Source organism: Mesorhizobium sp. 131-3-5, assembly GCF_016756575.1.
Lineage (GTDB): Bacteria > Pseudomonadota > Alphaproteobacteria > Rhizobiales > Rhizobiaceae > Mesorhizobium > Mesorhizobium jarvisii.
In genome coordinates this window covers 2,990,087-3,007,284 of the sequence record NZ_AP023254.1, presented here as the reverse complement: position 1 = coordinate 3,007,284, position 17,198 = coordinate 2,990,087, and the positions used below count along the sequence as shown (strand labels likewise).

Annotated in this window: 22 protein-coding genes; 8 read left to right on the top strand and 14 right to left on the bottom strand. The window is 64.4% G+C overall.

The features are described 5' to 3' along the window. Positions 1 to 122 precede the first annotated feature (122 nt). Positions 123 to 377 (top strand): hypothetical protein, encoded by a 255-nt coding sequence (locus JG747_RS14635; RefSeq protein WP_010910765.1) that lies wholly within the window; start codon positions 123 to 125, stop codon positions 375 to 377. After that, complete coding sequence (locus JG747_RS14630) at positions 374 to 640, top strand: DUF1488 domain-containing protein (protein WP_019859662.1); 267 nt, start codon at positions 374 to 376, stop codon at positions 638 to 640. Before JG747_RS14635 ends, JG747_RS14630 begins: the two co-directional genes overlap by 4 nt. Here the strand turns inward: JG747_RS14630 and JG747_RS14625 are convergent, their stop codons facing one another. The 4 genes from JG747_RS14625 to JG747_RS14610 form a co-directional block, all read right to left on the bottom strand. Next, the gene (locus JG747_RS14625) at positions 641 to 865 is read right to left on the bottom strand and encodes a DUF6500 family protein (RefSeq protein ID WP_010910767.1); all 225 of its coding nucleotides are present in this window, start codon (positions 863 to 865) and stop codon (positions 641 to 643) included. A gap of 60 nt (positions 866 to 925) precedes the next feature. Beyond that, a complete protein-coding gene (locus tag JG747_RS14620) occupies positions 926 to 1,117 on the bottom strand; it encodes a hypothetical protein (protein WP_019859663.1) in 192 nt (63 codons plus the stop codon). Positions 1,118 to 1,122: 5 nt separating this feature from the next. Continuing rightward, positions 1,123 to 1,329: a hypothetical protein gene (locus JG747_RS14615; RefSeq protein WP_236952322.1), complete on the bottom strand. Its 207-nt coding sequence runs from the start codon at positions 1,327 to 1,329 to the stop codon at positions 1,123 to 1,125. Positions 1,330 to 1,918: 589 nt separating this feature from the next. Then, positions 1,919 to 2,992, bottom strand: coding sequence for a diguanylate cyclase domain-containing protein (locus tag JG747_RS14610; protein WP_202362055.1), 1,074 nt, complete (start codon positions 2,990 to 2,992; stop codon positions 1,919 to 1,921). Positions 2,993 to 3,275: 283 nt separating this feature from the next. Here JG747_RS14610 and JG747_RS14605 point away from each other — a divergent pair, with 283 nt between their 5' ends. The 5 genes from JG747_RS14605 to JG747_RS14585 all read left to right on the top strand — a co-directional run bounded on the left by JG747_RS14605 (position 3,276) and on the right by JG747_RS14585 (position 9,626). Beyond that, positions 3,276 to 4,319, top strand: coding sequence for a LacI family DNA-binding transcriptional regulator (locus JG747_RS14605; protein ID WP_064985918.1), 1,044 nt, complete (start codon positions 3,276 to 3,278; stop codon positions 4,317 to 4,319). Positions 4,320 to 4,384: 65 nt separating this feature from the next. Continuing rightward, positions 4,385 to 5,632, top strand: coding sequence for an ABC transporter substrate-binding protein (locus JG747_RS14600; protein WP_202362054.1), 1,248 nt, complete (start codon positions 4,385 to 4,387; stop codon positions 5,630 to 5,632). A gap of 196 nt (positions 5,633 to 5,828) precedes the next feature. Next, positions 5,829 to 6,758, top strand: a complete 930-nt coding sequence (locus tag JG747_RS14595) for a carbohydrate ABC transporter permease (RefSeq protein ID WP_064985921.1) — start codon at positions 5,829 to 5,831, stop codon at positions 6,756 to 6,758. Continuing rightward, on the top strand, positions 6,758 to 7,615 hold the full coding sequence (locus tag JG747_RS14590) for a carbohydrate ABC transporter permease (protein ID WP_038648472.1): 858 nt from the start codon (positions 6,758 to 6,760) through the stop codon (positions 7,613 to 7,615). The genes JG747_RS14595 and JG747_RS14590 overlap by 1 nt, the downstream gene beginning before the upstream one ends. A gap of 22 nt (positions 7,616 to 7,637) precedes the next feature. Next, the gene (locus JG747_RS14585) at positions 7,638 to 9,626 is read left to right on the top strand and encodes a glycoside hydrolase family 127 protein (protein ID WP_202362053.1); all 1,989 of its coding nucleotides are present in this window, start codon (positions 7,638 to 7,640) and stop codon (positions 9,624 to 9,626) included. Between the two features lie 69 nt (positions 9,627 to 9,695). Here JG747_RS14585 and JG747_RS14580 read toward each other — a convergent pair whose 3' ends face one another. The 7 genes from JG747_RS14580 to JG747_RS14550 form a co-directional block, all read right to left on the bottom strand. Beyond that, complete coding sequence (locus JG747_RS14580) at positions 9,696 to 10,790, bottom strand: acyltransferase family protein (protein ID WP_202362052.1); 1,095 nt, start codon at positions 10,788 to 10,790, stop codon at positions 9,696 to 9,698. Between the two features lie 391 nt (positions 10,791 to 11,181). Further along, a complete protein-coding gene (locus tag JG747_RS14575) occupies positions 11,182 to 11,574 on the bottom strand; it encodes a DUF1801 domain-containing protein (RefSeq protein WP_019859673.1) in 393 nt (130 codons plus the stop codon). A gap of 34 nt (positions 11,575 to 11,608) precedes the next feature. Further along, entirely contained in the window at positions 11,609 to 12,037 is a 429-nt protein-coding gene (locus JG747_RS14570; RefSeq protein ID WP_202362051.1) for a DUF1801 domain-containing protein, read from the bottom strand. A gap of 10 nt (positions 12,038 to 12,047) precedes the next feature. Continuing rightward, a complete protein-coding gene (locus tag JG747_RS14565; protein WP_019859676.1) occupies positions 12,048 to 12,269 on the bottom strand; it encodes a hypothetical protein in 222 nt (73 codons plus the stop codon). 37 nt (positions 12,270 to 12,306) lie between these two features. Continuing rightward, a complete protein-coding gene (locus JG747_RS14560) occupies positions 12,307 to 12,699 on the bottom strand; it encodes a VOC family protein (protein WP_064985934.1) in 393 nt (130 codons plus the stop codon). Positions 12,700 to 12,777: 78 nt separating this feature from the next. Next, complete coding sequence (locus JG747_RS14555; RefSeq protein WP_064985936.1) at positions 12,778 to 13,209, bottom strand: SRPBCC family protein; 432 nt, start codon at positions 13,207 to 13,209, stop codon at positions 12,778 to 12,780. Then, on the bottom strand, positions 13,206 to 13,529 hold the full coding sequence (locus tag JG747_RS14550) for an ArsR/SmtB family transcription factor (protein WP_010910781.1): 324 nt from the start codon (positions 13,527 to 13,529) through the stop codon (positions 13,206 to 13,208). Before JG747_RS14550 ends, JG747_RS14555 begins: the two co-directional genes overlap by 4 nt. A gap of 115 nt (positions 13,530 to 13,644) precedes the next feature. On the opposite strand from JG747_RS14550, the gene JG747_RS14545 reads away from it, so the two are divergent. Next, positions 13,645 to 14,508: an NAD(P)H-binding protein gene (locus tag JG747_RS14545; protein WP_069092738.1), complete on the top strand. Its 864-nt coding sequence runs from the start codon at positions 13,645 to 13,647 to the stop codon at positions 14,506 to 14,508. On the opposite strand, the gene JG747_RS14540 is transcribed toward JG747_RS14545, so the two are convergent. From JG747_RS14540 to JG747_RS14530, 3 genes are all read right to left on the bottom strand, one after another. Beyond that, positions 14,505 to 15,236 carry a gamma-glutamylcyclotransferase gene (locus JG747_RS14540; protein WP_069092739.1) on the bottom strand — a complete coding sequence of 244 codons (732 nt, stop codon included), beginning with the start codon at positions 15,234 to 15,236 and terminating at the stop codon, positions 14,505 to 14,507. The two genes, JG747_RS14545 and JG747_RS14540, sit on opposite strands and share 4 nt — an antisense overlap. Positions 15,237 to 15,356: 120 nt before the next feature. Then, positions 15,357 to 15,878 carry an Hsp20/alpha crystallin family protein gene (locus JG747_RS14535; RefSeq protein ID WP_202362050.1) on the bottom strand — a complete coding sequence of 174 codons (522 nt, stop codon included), beginning with the start codon at positions 15,876 to 15,878 and terminating at the stop codon, positions 15,357 to 15,359. A 402-nt stretch (positions 15,879 to 16,280) separates the two neighbouring features. Next, a complete protein-coding gene (locus JG747_RS14530; RefSeq protein WP_019859685.1) occupies positions 16,281 to 17,189 on the bottom strand; it encodes a LysR family transcriptional regulator in 909 nt (302 codons plus the stop codon). Positions 17,190 to 17,198: the final 9 nt, after the last annotated feature.

Genomic DNA, 17,198 nt, shown 5'->3' with positions numbered 1-17,198 from the left:
CCTTGCCGTTTCGTGATATCCGAAGGCGGTCAAATAATTCAAAAAATTGAATTTTGCCGGTCGAGTGCCTATTTATCGGACAAGTTCATTTTCACGATTCCAGCACCAAGGAGATTTATGCGATGGCCGACGGCAACCAGACGATCATGGAAAAAGCTGAAGCCCGCTTCGTCGACAAGCAGAAGAAGACGGCGGAGCGCAACAAGGCAACCGCCGAGTACATGTCCGAGGCGAAGGCCAGGGAGATCAAGACCGCAAAGCTCAGGACATTGCGCCTGGCCAAGGAAGAGGCAGACCGCGTCGCCGAAGCCCTGAACCCGACGCCGAAGAAGAAGCGGGCGACCAAGAAGGCCGCCGCAACGGAGGCAAAAACATGAGCCTGACCTTCCCCAACCGCAGCCGAAGCTATGACGAAGCCGGCAAGCGCATCCGCTTCGTCGGCCATGACGGGATGTTCCAGATTTCCTTCTCGGTCGCCGCCGATGCGATGACCAAGATCCAGCCGCGAACCAGCGCCGATGAAGCGGGCTACCTCGCAACGTTCGACACCGAGAGCAGCGTCATTCGCGATGTTGCGTCGAAGGCCTACGGCCGCACGCGCAAGAGCATGTATGTGCTGACATCAGACGACTTCGGCTGATCAGCCGAGGTCCATGTCCTCGATCATCGTCCGTATCTTCGCGGCTTTTTCGAAATGGTCGAGGCGGTGGGTCCTGATCCACCATTCCGCTGCTTCCATCAGCAGCTCGGGATCGTCATTCCTGTTGGCGAAAAACGCGTAGAACGACACGCCCACGGCAGGCCCTTTCTCGGAAATCTTGCGGTCGCAGACCTCCAGTATCTTTTGCCTCAGGCTCGCTCTCACGGGAATCCTCTTGGTTTTGGTGTTGCGGGCCTTGGTCCTGTGGGCCGGCGGCCGGAACGTTCAACCCTTGCGCTCCGCCCTCTCCCGACGCCTGATGTCGCCGACATTCATCTGCACGACCATGTCCTCGGCCTCGCGCGGGCTCATGCCAACCATCACCTTTTGCCTGATCACGGCTGGCTGGCCGGTGAACACATCGACGATGGCCCAGCTCTGGGGCAGATCCATGCGCAGCGCGTAGCGGTTTGCCATGATCCTCAGCCCTGCAACATGAAAAACACCGTACCCAGGACCAGAATCGTCCACGCGATCACCGACAGCTTCAGCGCCATGCCGCCATGCGCGGCCACAACCTCCCGCAAGCGCGGCACGATGCCTACCGAGGCGGCTGGCGCCGCCACGACGGCGACGGATGGCTTGACGCCGAGTTTTCCAAAGACCGGCAGCGATGGCGGTTCACGCACGAAAATGACCTCGAATGTCGGGGAAGATCGGAGCGAGCAGGCTCGCGCTCCTGCCATAGCACTCTTTTCGTGAGCGACCTGCATGCCAAATGCAGATGGGTGGTTTTAACGTCGGCCCTACATCTTCGTGGCCATGATCGTCGGATGCGACAATGGCCGCAACCGCGCAAATCGGCCGCGACAAGAGGTCGGGCACCAGGGTCTCGGCGATAAGATTTTTGGAGGCCTCGCCTCGGGATCGAACCGAGGCTTCAGAGATTTGCCGTCTCCAGCGTAGCCGCTCCGCCACGAGGCCATTGCAACCGACCTAACGGGGAAATGCTTGCGGAAACGTTAAGTCCCACGGCTGTTCTGTCGGCACTTTGCAAAATGTCGCCTGGCGTCGCTCTTCGGCAGACTCTGTGGCCCGAAATCCCGAAGGTGCGAGCGGTGCCACTGGGAGGTGAGTATCCAGGTTGCGCGGACAATAAATGACCGACACGCAGTGTGCCGTCAGGCGATTCAGAGCTTCAAATCACAGCCCTATCTCTTTGTTCGCAAACAATTCCAAGGGGAAGCCATCCAGGCCTTCCCTGAAAAACTCAGGCCTTTACGCCGCAGCGCTGCGGCCTTTCCCGCCGGCCTCGGTCTTGAAGATGCGGAACGTGTTGCGCCCTGCCGCCTTTGCGGCGTAGAGCGCGGTGTCGGCCTGCGCGAACAGGTCGCAAGGCGCGCCTTGCCCGGCAAATGCAATGCCGACCGAGGCGCCCAGCCGCAGCGACTGGCCGCGGATCGCGACCGGCTTGCCCATGCTCTCGACGATCTCGCGCGCCACGCCGGAGACGGCAGCCCGGTCGAGATGCGAGCCAAGCAGCACCGCGAACTCGTCGCCGCCGACGCGCGCCACCAGATCCGCCTCGCCGCAGCCTTCGGCGAGGCGCTCGGCCGCCGCCTTCAGGCACTCGTCGCCGACGACATGGCCGAACGTGTCGTTGACCGCCTTGAAGCCGTCGAGATCGATCAGCAGCAGCGCGCCCAGTGGACGGCTGGCATCCACCTGCGCCAGCCGCGCCTGGAAGCGGGCGCGGTTGGCAAGCCCGGTCATGGCGTCGAATTCGGCGAGATAGCGCATCCGGTCCGACAGGATCTTTTCCTCGGTGATGTCCTGCTTCATGCCGAAGATGCGCACCGGCACGCCTTCCTCGCACTCCACGGTCGCGGTGATGCGGATCCATCGGCTGTGGCCGGCGAAGGTGGTGATCTCGGCGTCGAGGGTGAAGCCGCTGCGCTCGGCGATCGCGCGGCTGCGCAAACTGTCCAGCGCCTTGCGCGACTCCGCAGGATAGCACTTGATGATCTCCGAGCGGTCGAGTGCCGTGCCGCGAGGCAGATCGAACAGGTCGTAGACCACATCGGTCCAGTGCAATTGTTCACCGGGCAGGCTGCATTCCCACACGCCGATGCGCGCGGCGACCGAGGCGCGGTCGAAGATCTTGCGGCTGTGCGCCAGCGCAACCTCCTGGCCGGCGATCAGCGCCGCCTGCGCGGCGAGTTCGGCGTTGAGCTTGGAGATGTCGGCATCGCGGCGACGCTCGGCCCGACGCGCATCCTGCCCACCCTCCCCGTTTCGTGCCGAAGCGACGGGCCGCGCCGGACCTTTGGGATTGTAGGGTGTGTCGGACATTGCGGGGCTCTGCTGTCTTGGCGGACAGCCACCATGGCGCAGGAGCGATTAACACTTAGCTGACACTTCCGGAGCGGCAGCGGAATCTCCGGCGAAAATCCGTCGATGCCAAGCTTGCGGTGAAGCGATCGCCGACGTCAACTTTCCCCTTGAACGATCCCCCGATCTGGCTTAGCCTCGACATGAGAAAAGGTTTTTCCAAACAGTTTCGATCGGGCTCGGCCATTGGCCGGGCCTTGTTCCGGCCTGTAAGAGAAAACCTTTTCCCAACTAAGGATCCTCGATGGTATCGGACGATCAGCCTGTTCCGGTTTTCCCCAAGCCCGTCACCTTGCGTGACGTGGCGGCGCGGGCCGGCGTCAGCGTTGCCACCGCATCGAAGGCACTCAACGACCAGGGGCGCATGACCGCCGAGACGCGCGAGCGCATCCGCGAGACGGCGCGCAGCCTGGGCTTCCGCCCCAACAGCCTGGCGCAGAGCCTGCTCAGGCGTCGCTCCTTCACCGTCGGCCTGCTCACCAACGATACTTATGGCCGGTTCTCGCTGCCGCTGATGTCGGGCATTTCGGACGCGCTCGTCGACAATGGCGTCTCGGTTTTCCTGTGCAATGTCGAGGAGGACCCGCGGCTGGGCCAGCTGCATGTCGAGGCCATGCTCGACAAGCGCGTCGACGGCATCATCGCCACGGGAAAACGCATCGACCGCCATCTGCCCGTCGATCTCGCCAATCTGCGCATCCCGGTGATCTATGCCTTCACCCAGCCCGATCCCGACGCCGTCGCCTTCGTCTCGGACGACGCCGGCGGCGCGCGGCTGGCGGTCGAACATTTCTACCGGCTTGGCCGCAGGCGCATCGCCCATGTCAGCGGACCGGCGAGCTTTGCCGTGGTGCACGCCCGCGCCCAGGCCTATCGCGACGTGCTCGCCGAAAACGGGCTGCCGGTCACCGATCCGCTGCTCGGCGCCTGGTCGGAAGCCTGGGGACATGAAGCGGTGGCGCACTTGTTCGACGGCAAAAGCGAACGGCCCGACGCCGTCTTTTGCGGCAACGACCAGATCGCGCGCGGTGTCATCGATGCCTTGCGCGAGCGCGGCCTCGACGTTCCCGGGGATGTCGGCGTCATCGGTTTCGACAATTGGGAGATCGTCGCGGAAGCGACGCGCCCGCCGCTGACCTCGGTCGACATGAACCTGGTCGCCCTCGGGCGCGAGGCCGGGCTGACCCTGCTATCCCTGGTCGGCGGTCAGCCCGCCGCGCCGGGCATTCGAAAACTGCCGTGCCGGCTGGTGGTGCGTCAGTCCTGCGGCCGCTCACCGGACGGCTGAAAACGAAAGCGCCGCGTGACCGGCGCCAAGCCGCGCACAGCGGCCAACCCTTGGAGGAGGAAAACATGAGGAACCTGATTGCCAAACTGGCCCTGGCCACTGCCGTTCTCGGCAGCGGTCTCGGCGCTGCCGCCGCCGACACCGCCAACATATGGGTGCGGGCCGACGGCTCGAATTTCATGCCGCGCATCGTCGACGCCTACAACAAGGCGCATAAGGACCAGATCAAGCTCGACATCATCCCCAATGCCGAGATCATCCCGAAATATGGCGCGGCCGCCGCCGGCGGCACGGCGCCCGACGCGCTGTCGCTCGACCTCATCTACACCCCCTCCTTCGCCGCCGCCGGCCAGTTGGAGGACATCACCGACTGGGCCAAGTCCCTGCCCTATTTCGCCAGCCTGTCGCCGGCGCATGTCAAGACCGGCACCTACAAGGACCACATTTACGGCCTGCCCTTCTCGGCCGACGCCTCGGTGCTGATCTGGAACAAGAAGCTGTTCAAGCAGGCCGGCCTTGACCCTGAAAAAGGCCCCACCAACTGGGCCGAGATCGCCGCCGACGCCGAGAAGGTCAATGCGCTCGGCGGCAACATCAAGGGCTTCTACTTCTCCGGCAATTGCGGCGGCTGCAACATCTTCACCTTCACGCCGCTGATCTGGGCCTCTGGTGGCGACATCCTGAGCGCGGACGGCTCCAAGGCGACGCTGGACAGCCCGCAATTGCGCGGCGCCATCGATCTCTACCGCTCGATGGTCAAGAAGGATCTGGTGCCGGCAGGCGCGCAGACCGACACCGGCGCGAACTTCTTTGCCGCCTTCGCCGCCGGCAATATCGGCATCTCGCCCTCCGGCGCCTTCGCCATCGGTGCGCTCAACACCCAGTATCCCAATGTCGATTACGGCGTCACCTTCCTGCCGGGCAAGGATGGCGGCTGGTCGTCCTTCGCCGGCGGCGACAATTTCGTCGTCACCAAGGGCACCAAGAAGCTCGCCGTGGTGAAGGAATTCCTGGATTTCGCCTATTCGCTGGAAGGCCAGACCATCCTCGCCAAATATGGCAGCCTGCCGGTGCGCGGCGACATCGCCAAGGATGCGCTGAAGGATCTCGATCCGCGCTACCAGATCGCCGCCGAGGCCATGGCCAAGGGCAAGACGCCTTATTCGGTGGTGTTCAACGATCTGATCAACTCCGCCAACGGCCCGTGGACGCAGATGATCAACGAGGTCTTCTTCGGCGACGATGTCGATGGCGCCATCGCCAACGCGCAGGAGACCATGCAGTCGATCATCGACCAGGCGCCGCAGAAGTAGCGGCCGCCTGCCGGCCGCCCGCCTTTCTCCCTGGGCGGGTGGCCGGCAATTCCTTACCCTCCCCCTTGTGGGGAGGGTCGCTGCGAAGCAGCGGGGTGGGGGTCAGCGCCAGTCCCGCACCCGGACCTGCGGTCCGACCTCCCCACAAGGGGGAGGTAGGGCGTCCAATTGGATCCGACGTAAGAACAGGCAAAGCATGACCACCATCGCCGCAAGCACCGCCGCCCCGCCCCGCGCCCGAAAACTCGTCGGCGCCGGACGCCGGCAATGGATCGGCCTCATCTATGTCGCGCCGGCCGTGGCGCTGGTCATGGTGTTCTTCGTCATCCCGCTCGGCATGACGGCGTGGATGTCGCTGCACAACTGGCCGCTGATGGGCGAGCATGCCTTCATCGGCCTCGACAATTACTGGGCGATTCTGCGCGACACCAGGTTCTGGAATGCCCTGAAATTCACCGGCTACTACACGGTGATCGTCACCATCGCGATCTTCGCCGTCGCCTTTCCCTTGGCGATCTTCATCGAAAAGCCGCGGCCGCTAACCAACCTCTACCGCACGTTCTTCTTCATGCCGGCGGTGGTTGGTTTCGCCTCGGCGAGCCTGCTCTGGTCATGGCTGCTCAACGTCGATTCCGGCCTGTTCAGCCCGGCCGCCTACGACCTCGGCCTGATCGACAGGAAGTTCAACCTGCTCGCCACCTTCCAGCCGGCCTTCTGGTCGATCATCGCCATGGTGGTGTGGAAAGTCGCCGGCTTCACCATGATCATCCTGATGACCGGCCTGCAATCGATCCCGCAGGACCTGCAGGAGGCCGCCGTGATCGACGGCGCCGGGCCGTTTGCGCGGTTCCGGGCGATCACGCTGCCGCTGATGCGCCGCACGCTGGCGCTGGCGCTGATCCTGTCGGTCGCGGGCTCGATCCTTGCCTTCGACCAGTTCTACATCATCCTGCGCGGCGGGCCGCGCAACCAGACGCTGACGGCGGTCTACTGGATCTTCAACCAGTCCTTCGTGTCGTTCAAGCTGGGCTATGGCGCGGCACTCTCCATGGTGCTGCTGGTCATCCTGGTGGCGCTCAGCCTCATCCAGCTGTGGCTGCTGCGCAAGCCCGAGGGGCTCGACTGATGGCGCAGGCGATTTCAGCCCGGGGCAAGTTTGCCGCCCGCCTCGCCAGGCACTCCACCGGCATCATCGCCTCGGTGTTGTTCGTCGCGCCGATCGTGTGGACGGCGCTGTCGGCCTTCAAGCCGGCGGCCGAGGCGCGCCTGCCGCCGCTGCCGCCATGGCCGACCACGGGCTTCTCGCTGGAAAACTATGCCACGCTCAACTCCTTCGGCGACGGGCTCTGGGCCTCGGCGCAAAACAGCATCTATGTCTCGGTGATGACCGTCCTTTTGTCGGTCATCGTCAGCGTGCTGGCCGGCTACGGCTTTTCGCGCTTCCGCTTTCCGTTCAAGGACCTGTTCTTCGTCCTCATCCTGTCGACGATCATGATCCCGTTCCAGTCGATCCTGACGCCGATCTTCCTGGTGCTGACCAAGCTTGGCCTGCACAACACGCTGACCGGCCTGGTCGGCGTCTATGTGACACTGCAATTGCCGTTTTCGATCTTCATGATGCGCAACGCCTTCGACGCCGTGCCGCGCGAGATCGAGGAGGCTGCGCGCATGGACGGCGCCGGCAACGCCACCATGCTTTTGAAGGTGATGCTGCCGCTGGTCTGGCCGGGCGTCGTCACCATCGCGCTGTTCGCCTTCCTCGGCGCCTGGAACGAGTTCCTCGCCGCGCTGGTGCTGATGACCGACCAGTCCAAATTCACGCTGCCGGTGATGATGACGGCACTGCAGTCGGGCCGCTTCGGCGCCATCGACTGGGGCGCCGTGCAGGCGGGCGTCACCGTGATGATGGTGCCGTGCCTGATCCTGTTCCTTGCTTTGCAGCGCTTCTACATCCGCGGCCTGATGGCCGGGGCCGTTAAATAGACAGACTGAATGGAGTGAGTTCATGACCGCATCGCCATCCCCCCGCCCCGCCACGAAGGAAAAGCCGAAACTCGCCTTCCGGCCGCTGCCGGTGCCGCAGGTCGATGTGCACGGCTTCTGGGGCGACCGCGCCGACGCGGTGGCGACCCGCACCGCCGACATCCTTTACGAGCGCTGCGTCGAGGCGCGCATGCTGGAGCAGATCGATCCGGACCGCCCCTCGCCCGGCATCGTCATCCCCTTCCACTCGCCTTCGCCCGATGAAGCGGACCGCCAGGGCGCCGAATTCACCGGCTCGACGGTGACGACGCAGATGTTCTGGGATTCCGATCTCGGCAAGACGATCGAGACCGCAGCCTATTCGCTCTATCGGCGCAAGAACCCCGAACTGGAGAAGAAGATCGACGCCGTCATCGACATGTACGGCAAATTGCAGCAGGAGGACGGCTATCTCTCCAGCTGGTACCAGCGCATCCAGCCCGGCAAGCGCTGGACCAACCTGCGCGACTGCCACGAGCTCTATTGCGCCGGCCACCTGATCGAAGGCGCGGTCGCCTACTACCAGGCGACGGGCAAGCGCAAGCTGCTCGACATTATGTGCCGCTACGCCGACCACATCGCCTCGGTGCTCGGGCCTGAGCCCGGCAAAAAGAAGGGCTATTGCGGCCATGAGGAGATCGAGCTGGCGCTGGTCAAGCTGGCGCGGGTGACGGGCGAGCAGAAATACATGGATCTGGCGAAGTACTTCATCGACCAGCGTGGCCAACAGCCGCATTATTTCGACGAGGAAGCGCGCGCCCGTGGCGCCGACCCCAAGGCCTATCATTTCAAGACCTATGAATACAGCCAGTCGCACAGACCGGTCCGCGAACAGGACAAGGTCGTCGGCCATGCGGTGCGGGCCATGTACCTCTATTCGGGCATGGCCGACATCGCGACCGAATATGGCGACGTTAGCCTGCGCGTCGCGCTCGACCGGCTGTGGGACGACCTCACCACGAAAAACCTCTACATCACCGGTGGGCTCGGCCCGTCGGCGCACAATGAGGGCTTCACCAGCGACTACGACCTGCCCAATGAGAGCGCCTATGCCGAGACCTGCGCGGCGGTAGGCCTCGTGTTCTGGGCAAGCCGCATGCTCGGCATGGGGCCGAACGCCCGCTACGCCGACATGATGGAGCGCGCGCTCTACAATGGCTCGATCTCCGGCCTGTCGCTCGACGGCTCGCTGTTCTTCTACGAGAACCCGCTGGAAAGCCGGGGCCGGCACAACAGGTGGAAATGGCACCGCTGCCCCTGCTGCCCGCCCAATGTCGGGCGCATGGTCGCCTCGATCGGCAGCTATTTCTACAGCCTGGCGGACGATGCGCTGGCCGTGCATCTCTACGGCGACTCCACCGCCCGCTTCGACATTGCGGGTACGCCGGTGCAGCTCACGCAGGCGAGCCGCTATCCCTGGGACGGCGCGGTCGAGATCACGGTCGAACCGCAAGCGCCCTTGGAGTTCACGCTGCATCTGCGCATCCCGGCATGGAGCAGCAGCGCGACGCTTGAGATCAATGGCGAGGCGGTCGACCTCGAAGACATGACCAGCGACGGCTATGCCGCGATCCGGCGCAGCTGGAAAAAGGGCGACCGCGTCCGGCTCGACCTCGAAATGCCGATCGAGCGGCTCTACGCCAATCCGGAGGTCCGGCAGGATGCCGGCCGCGTCGCGCTGTCGCGCGGGCCGCTGATCTACTGCGTCGAGGCATCGGACAATGACAGCCGGCTGCATCGCCTGACCCTGCCGCGCACGGCAGGCATCGAGGCGCATGAAGCGCCCGAACTGCTGGGCGGCGTGGTGACGCTTTCAGCCACGGCGCGTGCCGATGCCGGCGACGGCTGGCAGGACGGGCTCTACCGACGTGAGCCGCCGGCCAGCGTCGAGACGCGCCTGACCGCCATCCCCTATTACGCCTGGGACAATCGCGAGCCCGGCGAGATGCTGGTGTGGCTGCGGGACGGCTGAGGCTCTTGTTTTGATGCAATTCCGGACGGAAAACCGCTTCACACTTTTCCTGGAATTGCTCAGGCTCGGCTATGTCCGGCTTGATTGAGCGGCGGCAGCAGGCAGCGCCGCGCTCGGTGCCGCCAGCGGCGCGCTGTTGTCGATATGCGCCCAGGCCGGCCGCTCGAACAGGAACATGCCGAAGCCGACGCGCTGGATGATGAGATAGAGTACGACGGGGCTGATGATCGAGACCATCAGTACCGCCAGGCTGAGCATGCCGGTGTCGGTCAGCAGGCCGCTTGCCAGTGCGGCGCCGCGGAAGAGCGACATCGGAATGGTGAAGGCGACATAGACGACCAGCGAATGTTCGCCGAGCCAGCGCAGCCATTCCATCGAGGCGAATTGCGACAGCACGCCGCCAAGCACGCACAGCGCCACCGCACCGGCGACGGCCAGAGTAAGATGCAGCGGCGGCCACGCCGCCAGCCCCATCTGCATGCCGACCGGTTGCATGGCATAGCCCGGCGAATAGACGAGCAGGCCGTTGGCGACAGCCCACAAGAGCAGACCGGCGACGGCCAGCATCGGGCGGGGCTGTGTCCATTCGACGAGCCGGAACACCAGCGGCGCCATGACGAAGCCGACATAGAAGAACACGAAATAGGCCGCGAACTGTTCGACCGCATAGCTGTCCGGATGCCGAGCCCACATCTGCAATGCGGCAGCACCCGGGATGACAATCCAGGCGGGCACGCCGAACTGCCGCAAGAGCTTGGCCACAAGGCCGAACACCGCCAGCATGTAGATGAACCACAGCACGCCATAGGGCTGGACGACGGCCATTGCCAGATCGTGCAGCATGCCTGCGGGATCGCGGCTGAAGATGCCGATCTTGAGCCCGATCGAGATGATCGCCCACAGCACGTAGAAATAGAGATAGTGGACGACGCGCCGGTCGATGTAGCGCCGCCACGGCCGGTCGATCACCTGCGACAGGAACAGGCCGGAGATCAGGAAGAATTCCGGCATGCGGAACGGCGTCGCGAAGCCGATGACATAGTGCATGAAGCCGACGCCGCCAGTGTACTCGCCTGTGTTGTAGGCCGCGTACATCATGACCACGAGGATGATCGAGAGGCCTTTGGCCGTGTCCACCCACGGCATGCGCATCGGGCTGTTCATGGCAAATCCATCCGGGGGCCGGCCAAGGCGGCCAGCCATCATCCGGCGCTATCTAGCACCGTCAAGCTTCCCAGATCGTAAACACGGCTGGTTTGCGGTGTGCGAGGCGATATCAGCAGCTGCCTTCCGGCAGATCCCATGGTCGCGTGGGCGTCGAAATCGCCACAACTTCCAACGCCGGCGCTGCCCCTCACCTGCCTGCCGGCATCCTCTCCCCGTAAACGGGACGAGGGACGCTGCTGTTGTGGCCGATTTCGCCAATCGCCAGCGTTGCAGAAAATGCGCCGGCGTTGCGGCCAGGCCCTCTCGCCCCGTTTACGGGGAGAGATGTCCGGCAGGACAGTGAGGGGCAGCGCTAACGTCGACCGTAGGATAACTGCCCATGACGCAGTTACTTTCGAGCCTTGGAAGTATTCAGCGCCACGGCGGCCCGCACGAGCGCCTTCAACGCCTCTTCATTGACCTCCTCACCCTTCTGAAAATCGATGGCCCGCCGCGTATTGCCGTCGAGGCTGGAGTTGAACAGGCGCGCGGGATCGGGCAGCGCAGCACCCTTGGCGAAGGTCAGCTTGACGATGCTCTTGTAGGTCTCGCCGGTGCAGATCATGCCGTCATGCTCCCAGACGGGAACCCCGCGCCATTTCCAGGTCTCGATCACATCGGGATCGGCCTGATGGATGAGTGCGCGCAGCCGGGCCAGCATGTCGCCGCGCCAGTCGCCGAGTTCCTTGATCCTGCCGTCGATCAGTTCGGAGGCAGATTTGCTCTCCTGCGATCCGGTCATGCTGTTTCTCCTCAAACCATGAACAATAGCGCGCTCACATGCGCTCGCCAGGCAATTGGCTGGCCTGCTTCACCCAGGCGCTGAATTGCGCCTCGTCGAACGCGTCGTCCTCGTGGATGTCGAGGTAGCGCGTGTCCCGGCTCCGGGATTCGCCCGGCGGCACCGGATCCAGCGACAGGCCGCGAAAGAAGGCCACCTTGATGTATCTGGTGAAGCAATGGAAGCTGACGAACCAGCCTTCGCCTTCGGCGCCGTAGAAAGGCGAATTCCATTTGACCGCCTTATGCACGCCGGGCACGGCGCGCTCGATGAGCGCATCGAGCCGCCCGCCGATCTCGCGCTTCCAGCCCGGCATGGCCGCGATATAGGCCCGCACGGGAGCATCGCCGTAGCCCTTGGCGATCTGCGGATTGCCGCCCGAAAGCAGCTTCGGCTCAGCCTTGGCGGCCGTCGACTTGGCCATGCGCTTCCTCCTATCCGTTGGCCCGCTGTGCGCTGCGTCCTTTCGCGACATAGGGCAGCACGAACATATAGAGGCCGCTGAACAGCATAAGGAAGAGCGGCGGCAGTGGCGAATAAACCACCCAGGCGGGCGGCTGTCCAAACGCCATGGTGACGAAATTGGCGACGACGGTCGCCGTGAAGATGATCGACAGCCAGCGATGCGCCTGCCTGATCCATTTGCTCCAGTCCAATTTTACCTCCCGTGAAAATGTGTGAAAACCGGGCGCGCTACCAGCGCGCCAGCTGCGTGATCTGGATGAGATTGCCGCAGCCATCGTTGAGCTTGGCGATGGTCGAGCCGGTCACCTCGGTCGGCGCCATGGCGAAATTGCCGCCGCGCGCCTTGATGCGCTCATGATCGCCCTTGATGTCGTCGGTGAAGAACATCACCGCCGGCTGACCCTGCTCGAACATCGCGTGCTGGTAGGCCTTGGCCGCCGGTTTGTCGTTGAGCGCCAGCTGCAGCTCTGTGCCCTCGGGCTCGTCCGGCGAGGCGACCGTCAGCCAGCGGAACGGCCCATTGCTGAAATCGGCCTTCTTGGTCAGGCCGAGCACGCCGGTGTAGAAGGCAAGCGCCTTTTCCTGGTCGTCGACATAGATGCTGGTCAGTTTGATCTTCATCGTCTTTCTCCATAGGTTTTGCTGGCGGTGGGCCGCCCGGTGAAGTCAGCTTCGGTTTTTCAAATCGGCCGGTGGATTTCAGTCCGTCCGGTCGAGAAGCTGCTCCAGCTTCTCGAAGAATCGCGGCCAACCCATCTTGGCGCCGCCATAGGCGCGCCGCTGCTCGGGCCGGAAGCCGGATTGCTCCATGCGCAGATGCGTTCCGGTTGGCGTCGGGGTGAGCGTGAAGGTCACCACGCTCCTGAGATCGAACGCCGGATCCTGGTGCGCAAGGTTCCAGGTGTAGGACAGCGTCTTGTTCGGCTCGACCGCCAGCACCTCGCAGTCGAGCACGCCGCCCCAATCGGCGCTGATGTTGAAGCGGTGGCCGACAGCGGGCTTGAAATCGTTCTTCATCAGCCACTCCTCGATCAGATGCGGTTGCGTCAGCGCGCGCCAAAGTTTTTCCGGCGGATGGGAGATCTGCCGCTCGACGACGACAGTGCGGTTTTCAGTGGCACTATCGTTCACTGGTCCATCCTTTTGAGCAAATCCTCGAGATCATCGAACCGAGCCTCCCAAAACCCGGCCATCTCGCGTGTCCAGTCCATCAGCGGCGCCAGCGCGCCAAGCTGCGCGCTGTAATGCGTCTGGCGACCCTCGTGGCGGTCGCGCACCAGCCCAGCCTGCTTGAGCACGCCCAGATGCTTCGACACGGCCGGCTGCGAGACGCCGGACTGGCTCGTCAGCGCTCCCACCGTCTGCTCGCCCTGGCGGCACAGCCGTTCGAAGATCGCCCGCCTGGTCGGGTCGGCGAGCGTCCTGAAGAGCATGTCATGGGTATCCGGCATGTCAGATCGATAACCCGTTGGCTATTGGTTGACGTATAACCGCAGGGATATATGTTCGTCAAGTGCAAGATTGGACTGGCACAAGACTGGACTGAGCAGAAGATGGAGCACCCTGATGATCCTCGTCACCGGAGCCGCCGGCCATGTCGGACGCGCGGTCGTCTCGAGGCTGGTGTCATCAGGCCACGAGGTGGCCGCGCTGGTCCGCAAGCCTGAGGCCGCGCAAGGGCGCCTGCCCCGGGAAACAGCGCTGCGCGTCGGCGACTATGAGGATGCCTCGGCGCTGAAGACAGCCTTCACCGGCATCGACGAGCTGGTCCTGATTTCAAGCGATGGCGCTGCGGAGGCGGTCATGTGCCATCACGCCAACGCCATCGCGGCCGCAGCGGCCGCCAGTGTCCGCCACATCACCTTCACCAGCATCGTCGATATCGGTGAACCCTCGCCCTTCTACTACGCACCGGTCTACCGTGACGCCGAGCGCCGGCTGGCCACCTGTGGCGTGCCCTCGACCATCCTGCGCTGCGGCCTCTACAGCGATTTCATTCTCGACACCTGGCTTGAGCCCGCCTCGGGGGAATTGGCGCTGCCTGCCGGACAGGGCCTGGTCGCGCCGGTTTCGCGCGACGACGTGGCGGCGGCCGTCGCCGCGGCGGCGGCAAAGACCGACACATCCCGCACCCTCTACACAATCACCGGAGATCGGGCGCAGGGCTTCGACGCGATCGCTGCCTTCTATGCCGAGGCGACAGCACGGCCCCTGCGCTATCGTCCCTGCGCCCTCAGCGACTATCTGGCTTCGGCGTCGGCGCGCCTCGACAGCCCCTGGCCACAGGCTTTCGCCACACTATGCGCCTCGATCGCCGAGGGCCGTTACACCTCGACCTCCAGCGATTTCACCACGCTTACGGGTAAGCCGCCGGAAAGCTTTCGGGATTTCCTGGTTCGCACGGTCCCCGGTAGACCCGCGAACGGCTAGACAGCCGCATGGTCGCGCCCAATCTCCTGCGCCACCAGTTCCTGCAACTGCCAGAGATTGCGGTCGCGTATGCCGCAGGCGTCGAGATGGCGGATCGTCTCGAACAGATATTGCGCGCCCGAACCCCAGTGGCCGACGGCCCTGGCCAAAGTCGCCGCGACCGCGGACTTGTCGAGCTTGCCGGCATAGCGCGGATTGGCGGGATCGACGACGAAGCCGAGCGCCTGGCTCATCCCGCCTTCCGTGCTGACCTGCAGCCAGCGCGGCACGTTGACGGCGGGCAGGATGGTCATCTCGCGGCGCAGCAGCGCTTCCAGATTGGCGGCGACCGGCGCGGCGATCTCGAACACCATGCCCCGGCACTGGCCGCCACGGTCGAGCGCCATCATCAGGCCGGGCTGCTCGAGCGTGCCGCGAAAGCGCTGCACCGTGAAGCAGAACGACCGGTGCCAGCCGCGCGCCACCGCGCGTTCGCCACCCCTGACCTCGCCGGCCGGCTTCCACAGCAGCGAGCCATAGGCGAACAGCTTCAGCGGTCCGGGCGGTGCCGAGGCCAGGATCTCGTCGCGAAACCGCGCATAGTCGGCGTCCTGCATATGGACCATGCCCGGCGTCGGCCCGGCATCCTCGACCACCCGCATGGTCCGCGCCACCAGCGCCTCGGTCAGCGCCATCGGCGCCTTGCGCGGTACGGACTTGCCCGGTGCGGCGGAAATGGCCTTGTTCATCCTTGCGCTCCCAGCCTTGCCGCCATGTTGCCGAACGCTGGGGGATTCTCAAGGGCGACCGGCGCGAAATCCGCCGGTCAATGCCGGGCGTGCGCGGCACGCGCGCCCGGCAGGTCTGTTCTAGTGCTTGGTGCTCTTGCCGCCGATGGGGATGCGCTTTGCCTTGCTCTGCGCCTTCTCGGACTTCGGCAAGCTCACGGACAGTACGCCGTTGCGGAAGTCGGCGGCGACCTTGTCCTCCGCGACTTCGAAGCCGATCGGGATGCGACGTTCGAAGCGGCCATAGAACCGCTCGGTGAACTGACGCTCCTTGTCGTCGGTCTCGGAGTGTTTTTCGCCGCGCAACGTCAGGACGCCGTCATCGAGCAACACCTCGATGTCCTTCTCCTCCATGCCGGGTATCTCGGCTGTCACGCGGATCTCCTTGTCCGTTTCGGAGATTTCCACGCTGGGCCAACCGGTGCCGGCCAAAGACAACCTGCCCATGGACGGAAGCCGCGACTCGAAGCCGCGGAACATGTCGTCGACCAGGCGGCTCATCTCGCGATGCAGGCCCATGAACGGGTCCCGATCGCCTTCGCGAAAGAGGGTCGGAGACTGGCTGGTGTCGCGGCTCCACGGCATGAGATCACGAATGGTCATTGCACTTTCTCCTTCTTGATCCTGTTTCTGGCACGTTTGTATGCTGTGGCTGCCATGCTCCGGAGGACAACGCGCCGTCTGAAGCCGGCATCGCTCCCCCGCCCCATCTGTGCTGCTTTTTTGGCTCTGCTTCTGGTCCGATCCGCTCAACCTTTGGGAACGCCCTCGCCCGGTCGCGGGTCTCCTGTAACGCTCCGGCACATGATGCCCGAGTTCGACGGTCACAAGACCGCCGCCCATGGAGCTGACGCCCGAGTCTGCACCGGCTCATCTGGCGGCGGCATGGTCGATCTGGGGTTCGTTGCGGAGGGGTCAAGACCTGGTAATGCAAAGTGATCGTCGGCGATGTCGACCGTCATTGCGACTGGTAGAAGGTGCACATCCAGTTGGTCGTCAGCCTCCCTACGACACCAGCGGCATCGGCACCTTCAGCCCGTCGATCAGCGCATCTCGAAACAGCGCGATCGGACGGGCGAGCCGTCCCGCCGGCGGGCGGTGCAGCAGCCAGGCGCGCACTTGCGGTTTGAAGTCGGGGCAGTCGATGACCTCCACCTTATCGCGCCAGCGGCTGTCGGCAAAGGCGCCGGGCGTGACGATGCCGATGCCATGGCCGCGTGCCACCAGCGACATTCTGAGGTCGACGCTGAGCGCCTCTACCCCGACCTGGAACGGCAGTCTGGCCGCCTCGAAACTCTGACGGATGAAGGCACGAAACCCGCAGCCGTTTTCGTTCATCACCCAGGCAAAGCGCGACAGGTCGGCGAGATTCGCCGGCTTCGGCACGCCGAGGCTGGGGGATGCGACCAGCAGCACCGATTGCACGCCGAGATCGTCGCAGACCAGCTCGTCCGGCGGCGCCAGGCCTTCGGCGAGGCACACCGCCACGGCGTCGAGTTCGCTGCGCGCCACCTGCTCCACCAGCCTTGGCGACCAGCCCGAGGTGATGCGCAGCGTCAGTTGCGGAAAGGCGGCGCGCAAAGTGTCGAGCGGCAGCGCAAGTGCCGCGTCGGAGAGATAGGGCATGACGCCCAGGCGGAACTCGCCCTTGACCTCGCCTTGCGGCGACACGCCCGCCCTGAGATCCTCCAGCGAGCGCAGCACGCGCCTTCCATGCTCATAGGCCTCGCGCCCGGACGCCGTCGGCTTCAGAGGCTTCGACTGGCGGTCGAGCAGCGCTGTCGCCAGCCCATCCTCGAGATTCTGGATGCGGCGCGTGACGCCCGGCTGCGTCAGGTTGAGCCTAGCCGAGGCGCCGACGATCGAGCCGGTTTCCACCACGGCGATGAAGGCTTCGAGGTCATGGATATTCATGCACATCTC

What these genes read in the sequence shown, in the direction of transcription:
- JG747_RS14570 (WP_202362051.1), bottom strand. Translation starts at nt 12,037, where the DNA reads ATGGCCAAGTCGACGGCCGCCAAGGCTGAGCCGAAGCTGCTTTCGGGC.
- JG747_RS14560 (WP_064985934.1), bottom strand. Translation starts at nt 12,699, where the DNA reads ATGAAGATCAAACTGACCAGCATCTATGTCGACGACCAGGAAAAGGCG.
- JG747_RS14545 (WP_069092738.1), top strand. Translation starts at nt 13,645, where the DNA reads ATGATCCTCGTCACCGGAGCCGCCGGCCATGTCGGACGCGCGGTCGTC.
- JG747_RS14630 (WP_019859662.1), top strand. Translation starts at nt 374, where the DNA reads ATGAGCCTGACCTTCCCCAACCGCAGCCGAAGCTATGACGAAGCCGGC.
- JG747_RS14580 (WP_202362052.1), bottom strand. Translation starts at nt 10,790, where the DNA reads ATGAACAGCCCGATGCGCATGCCGTGGGTGGACACGGCCAAAGGCCTC.
- JG747_RS14585 (WP_202362053.1), top strand. Translation starts at nt 7,638, where the DNA reads ATGACCGCATCGCCATCCCCCCGCCCCGCCACGAAGGAAAAGCCGAAA.
- JG747_RS14590 (WP_038648472.1), top strand. Translation starts at nt 6,758, where the DNA reads ATGGCGCAGGCGATTTCAGCCCGGGGCAAGTTTGCCGCCCGCCTCGCC.
- JG747_RS14600 (WP_202362054.1), top strand. Translation starts at nt 4,385, where the DNA reads ATGAGGAACCTGATTGCCAAACTGGCCCTGGCCACTGCCGTTCTCGGC.
- JG747_RS14530 (WP_019859685.1), bottom strand. Translation starts at nt 17,189, where the DNA reads ATGAATATCCATGACCTCGAAGCCTTCATCGCCGTGGTGGAAACCGGC.
- JG747_RS14635 (WP_010910765.1), top strand. Translation starts at nt 123, where the DNA reads ATGGCCGACGGCAACCAGACGATCATGGAAAAAGCTGAAGCCCGCTTC.
- JG747_RS14620 (WP_019859663.1), bottom strand. Translation starts at nt 1,117, where the DNA reads ATGGCAAACCGCTACGCGCTGCGCATGGATCTGCCCCAGAGCTGGGCC.
- JG747_RS14550 (WP_010910781.1), bottom strand. Translation starts at nt 13,529, where the DNA reads ATGCCGGATACCCATGACATGCTCTTCAGGACGCTCGCCGACCCGACC.
- JG747_RS14605 (WP_064985918.1), top strand. Translation starts at nt 3,276, where the DNA reads ATGGTATCGGACGATCAGCCTGTTCCGGTTTTCCCCAAGCCCGTCACC.
- JG747_RS14575 (WP_019859673.1), bottom strand. Translation starts at nt 11,574, where the DNA reads ATGACCGGATCGCAGGAGAGCAAATCTGCCTCCGAACTGATCGACGGC.
- JG747_RS14535 (WP_202362050.1), bottom strand. Translation starts at nt 15,878, where the DNA reads ATGACCATTCGTGATCTCATGCCGTGGAGCCGCGACACCAGCCAGTCT.
- JG747_RS14595 (WP_064985921.1), top strand. Translation starts at nt 5,829, where the DNA reads ATGACCACCATCGCCGCAAGCACCGCCGCCCCGCCCCGCGCCCGAAAA.
- JG747_RS14540 (WP_069092739.1), bottom strand. Translation starts at nt 15,236, where the DNA reads ATGAACAAGGCCATTTCCGCCGCACCGGGCAAGTCCGTACCGCGCAAG.
- JG747_RS14610 (WP_202362055.1), bottom strand. Translation starts at nt 2,992, where the DNA reads ATGTCCGACACACCCTACAATCCCAAAGGTCCGGCGCGGCCCGTCGCT.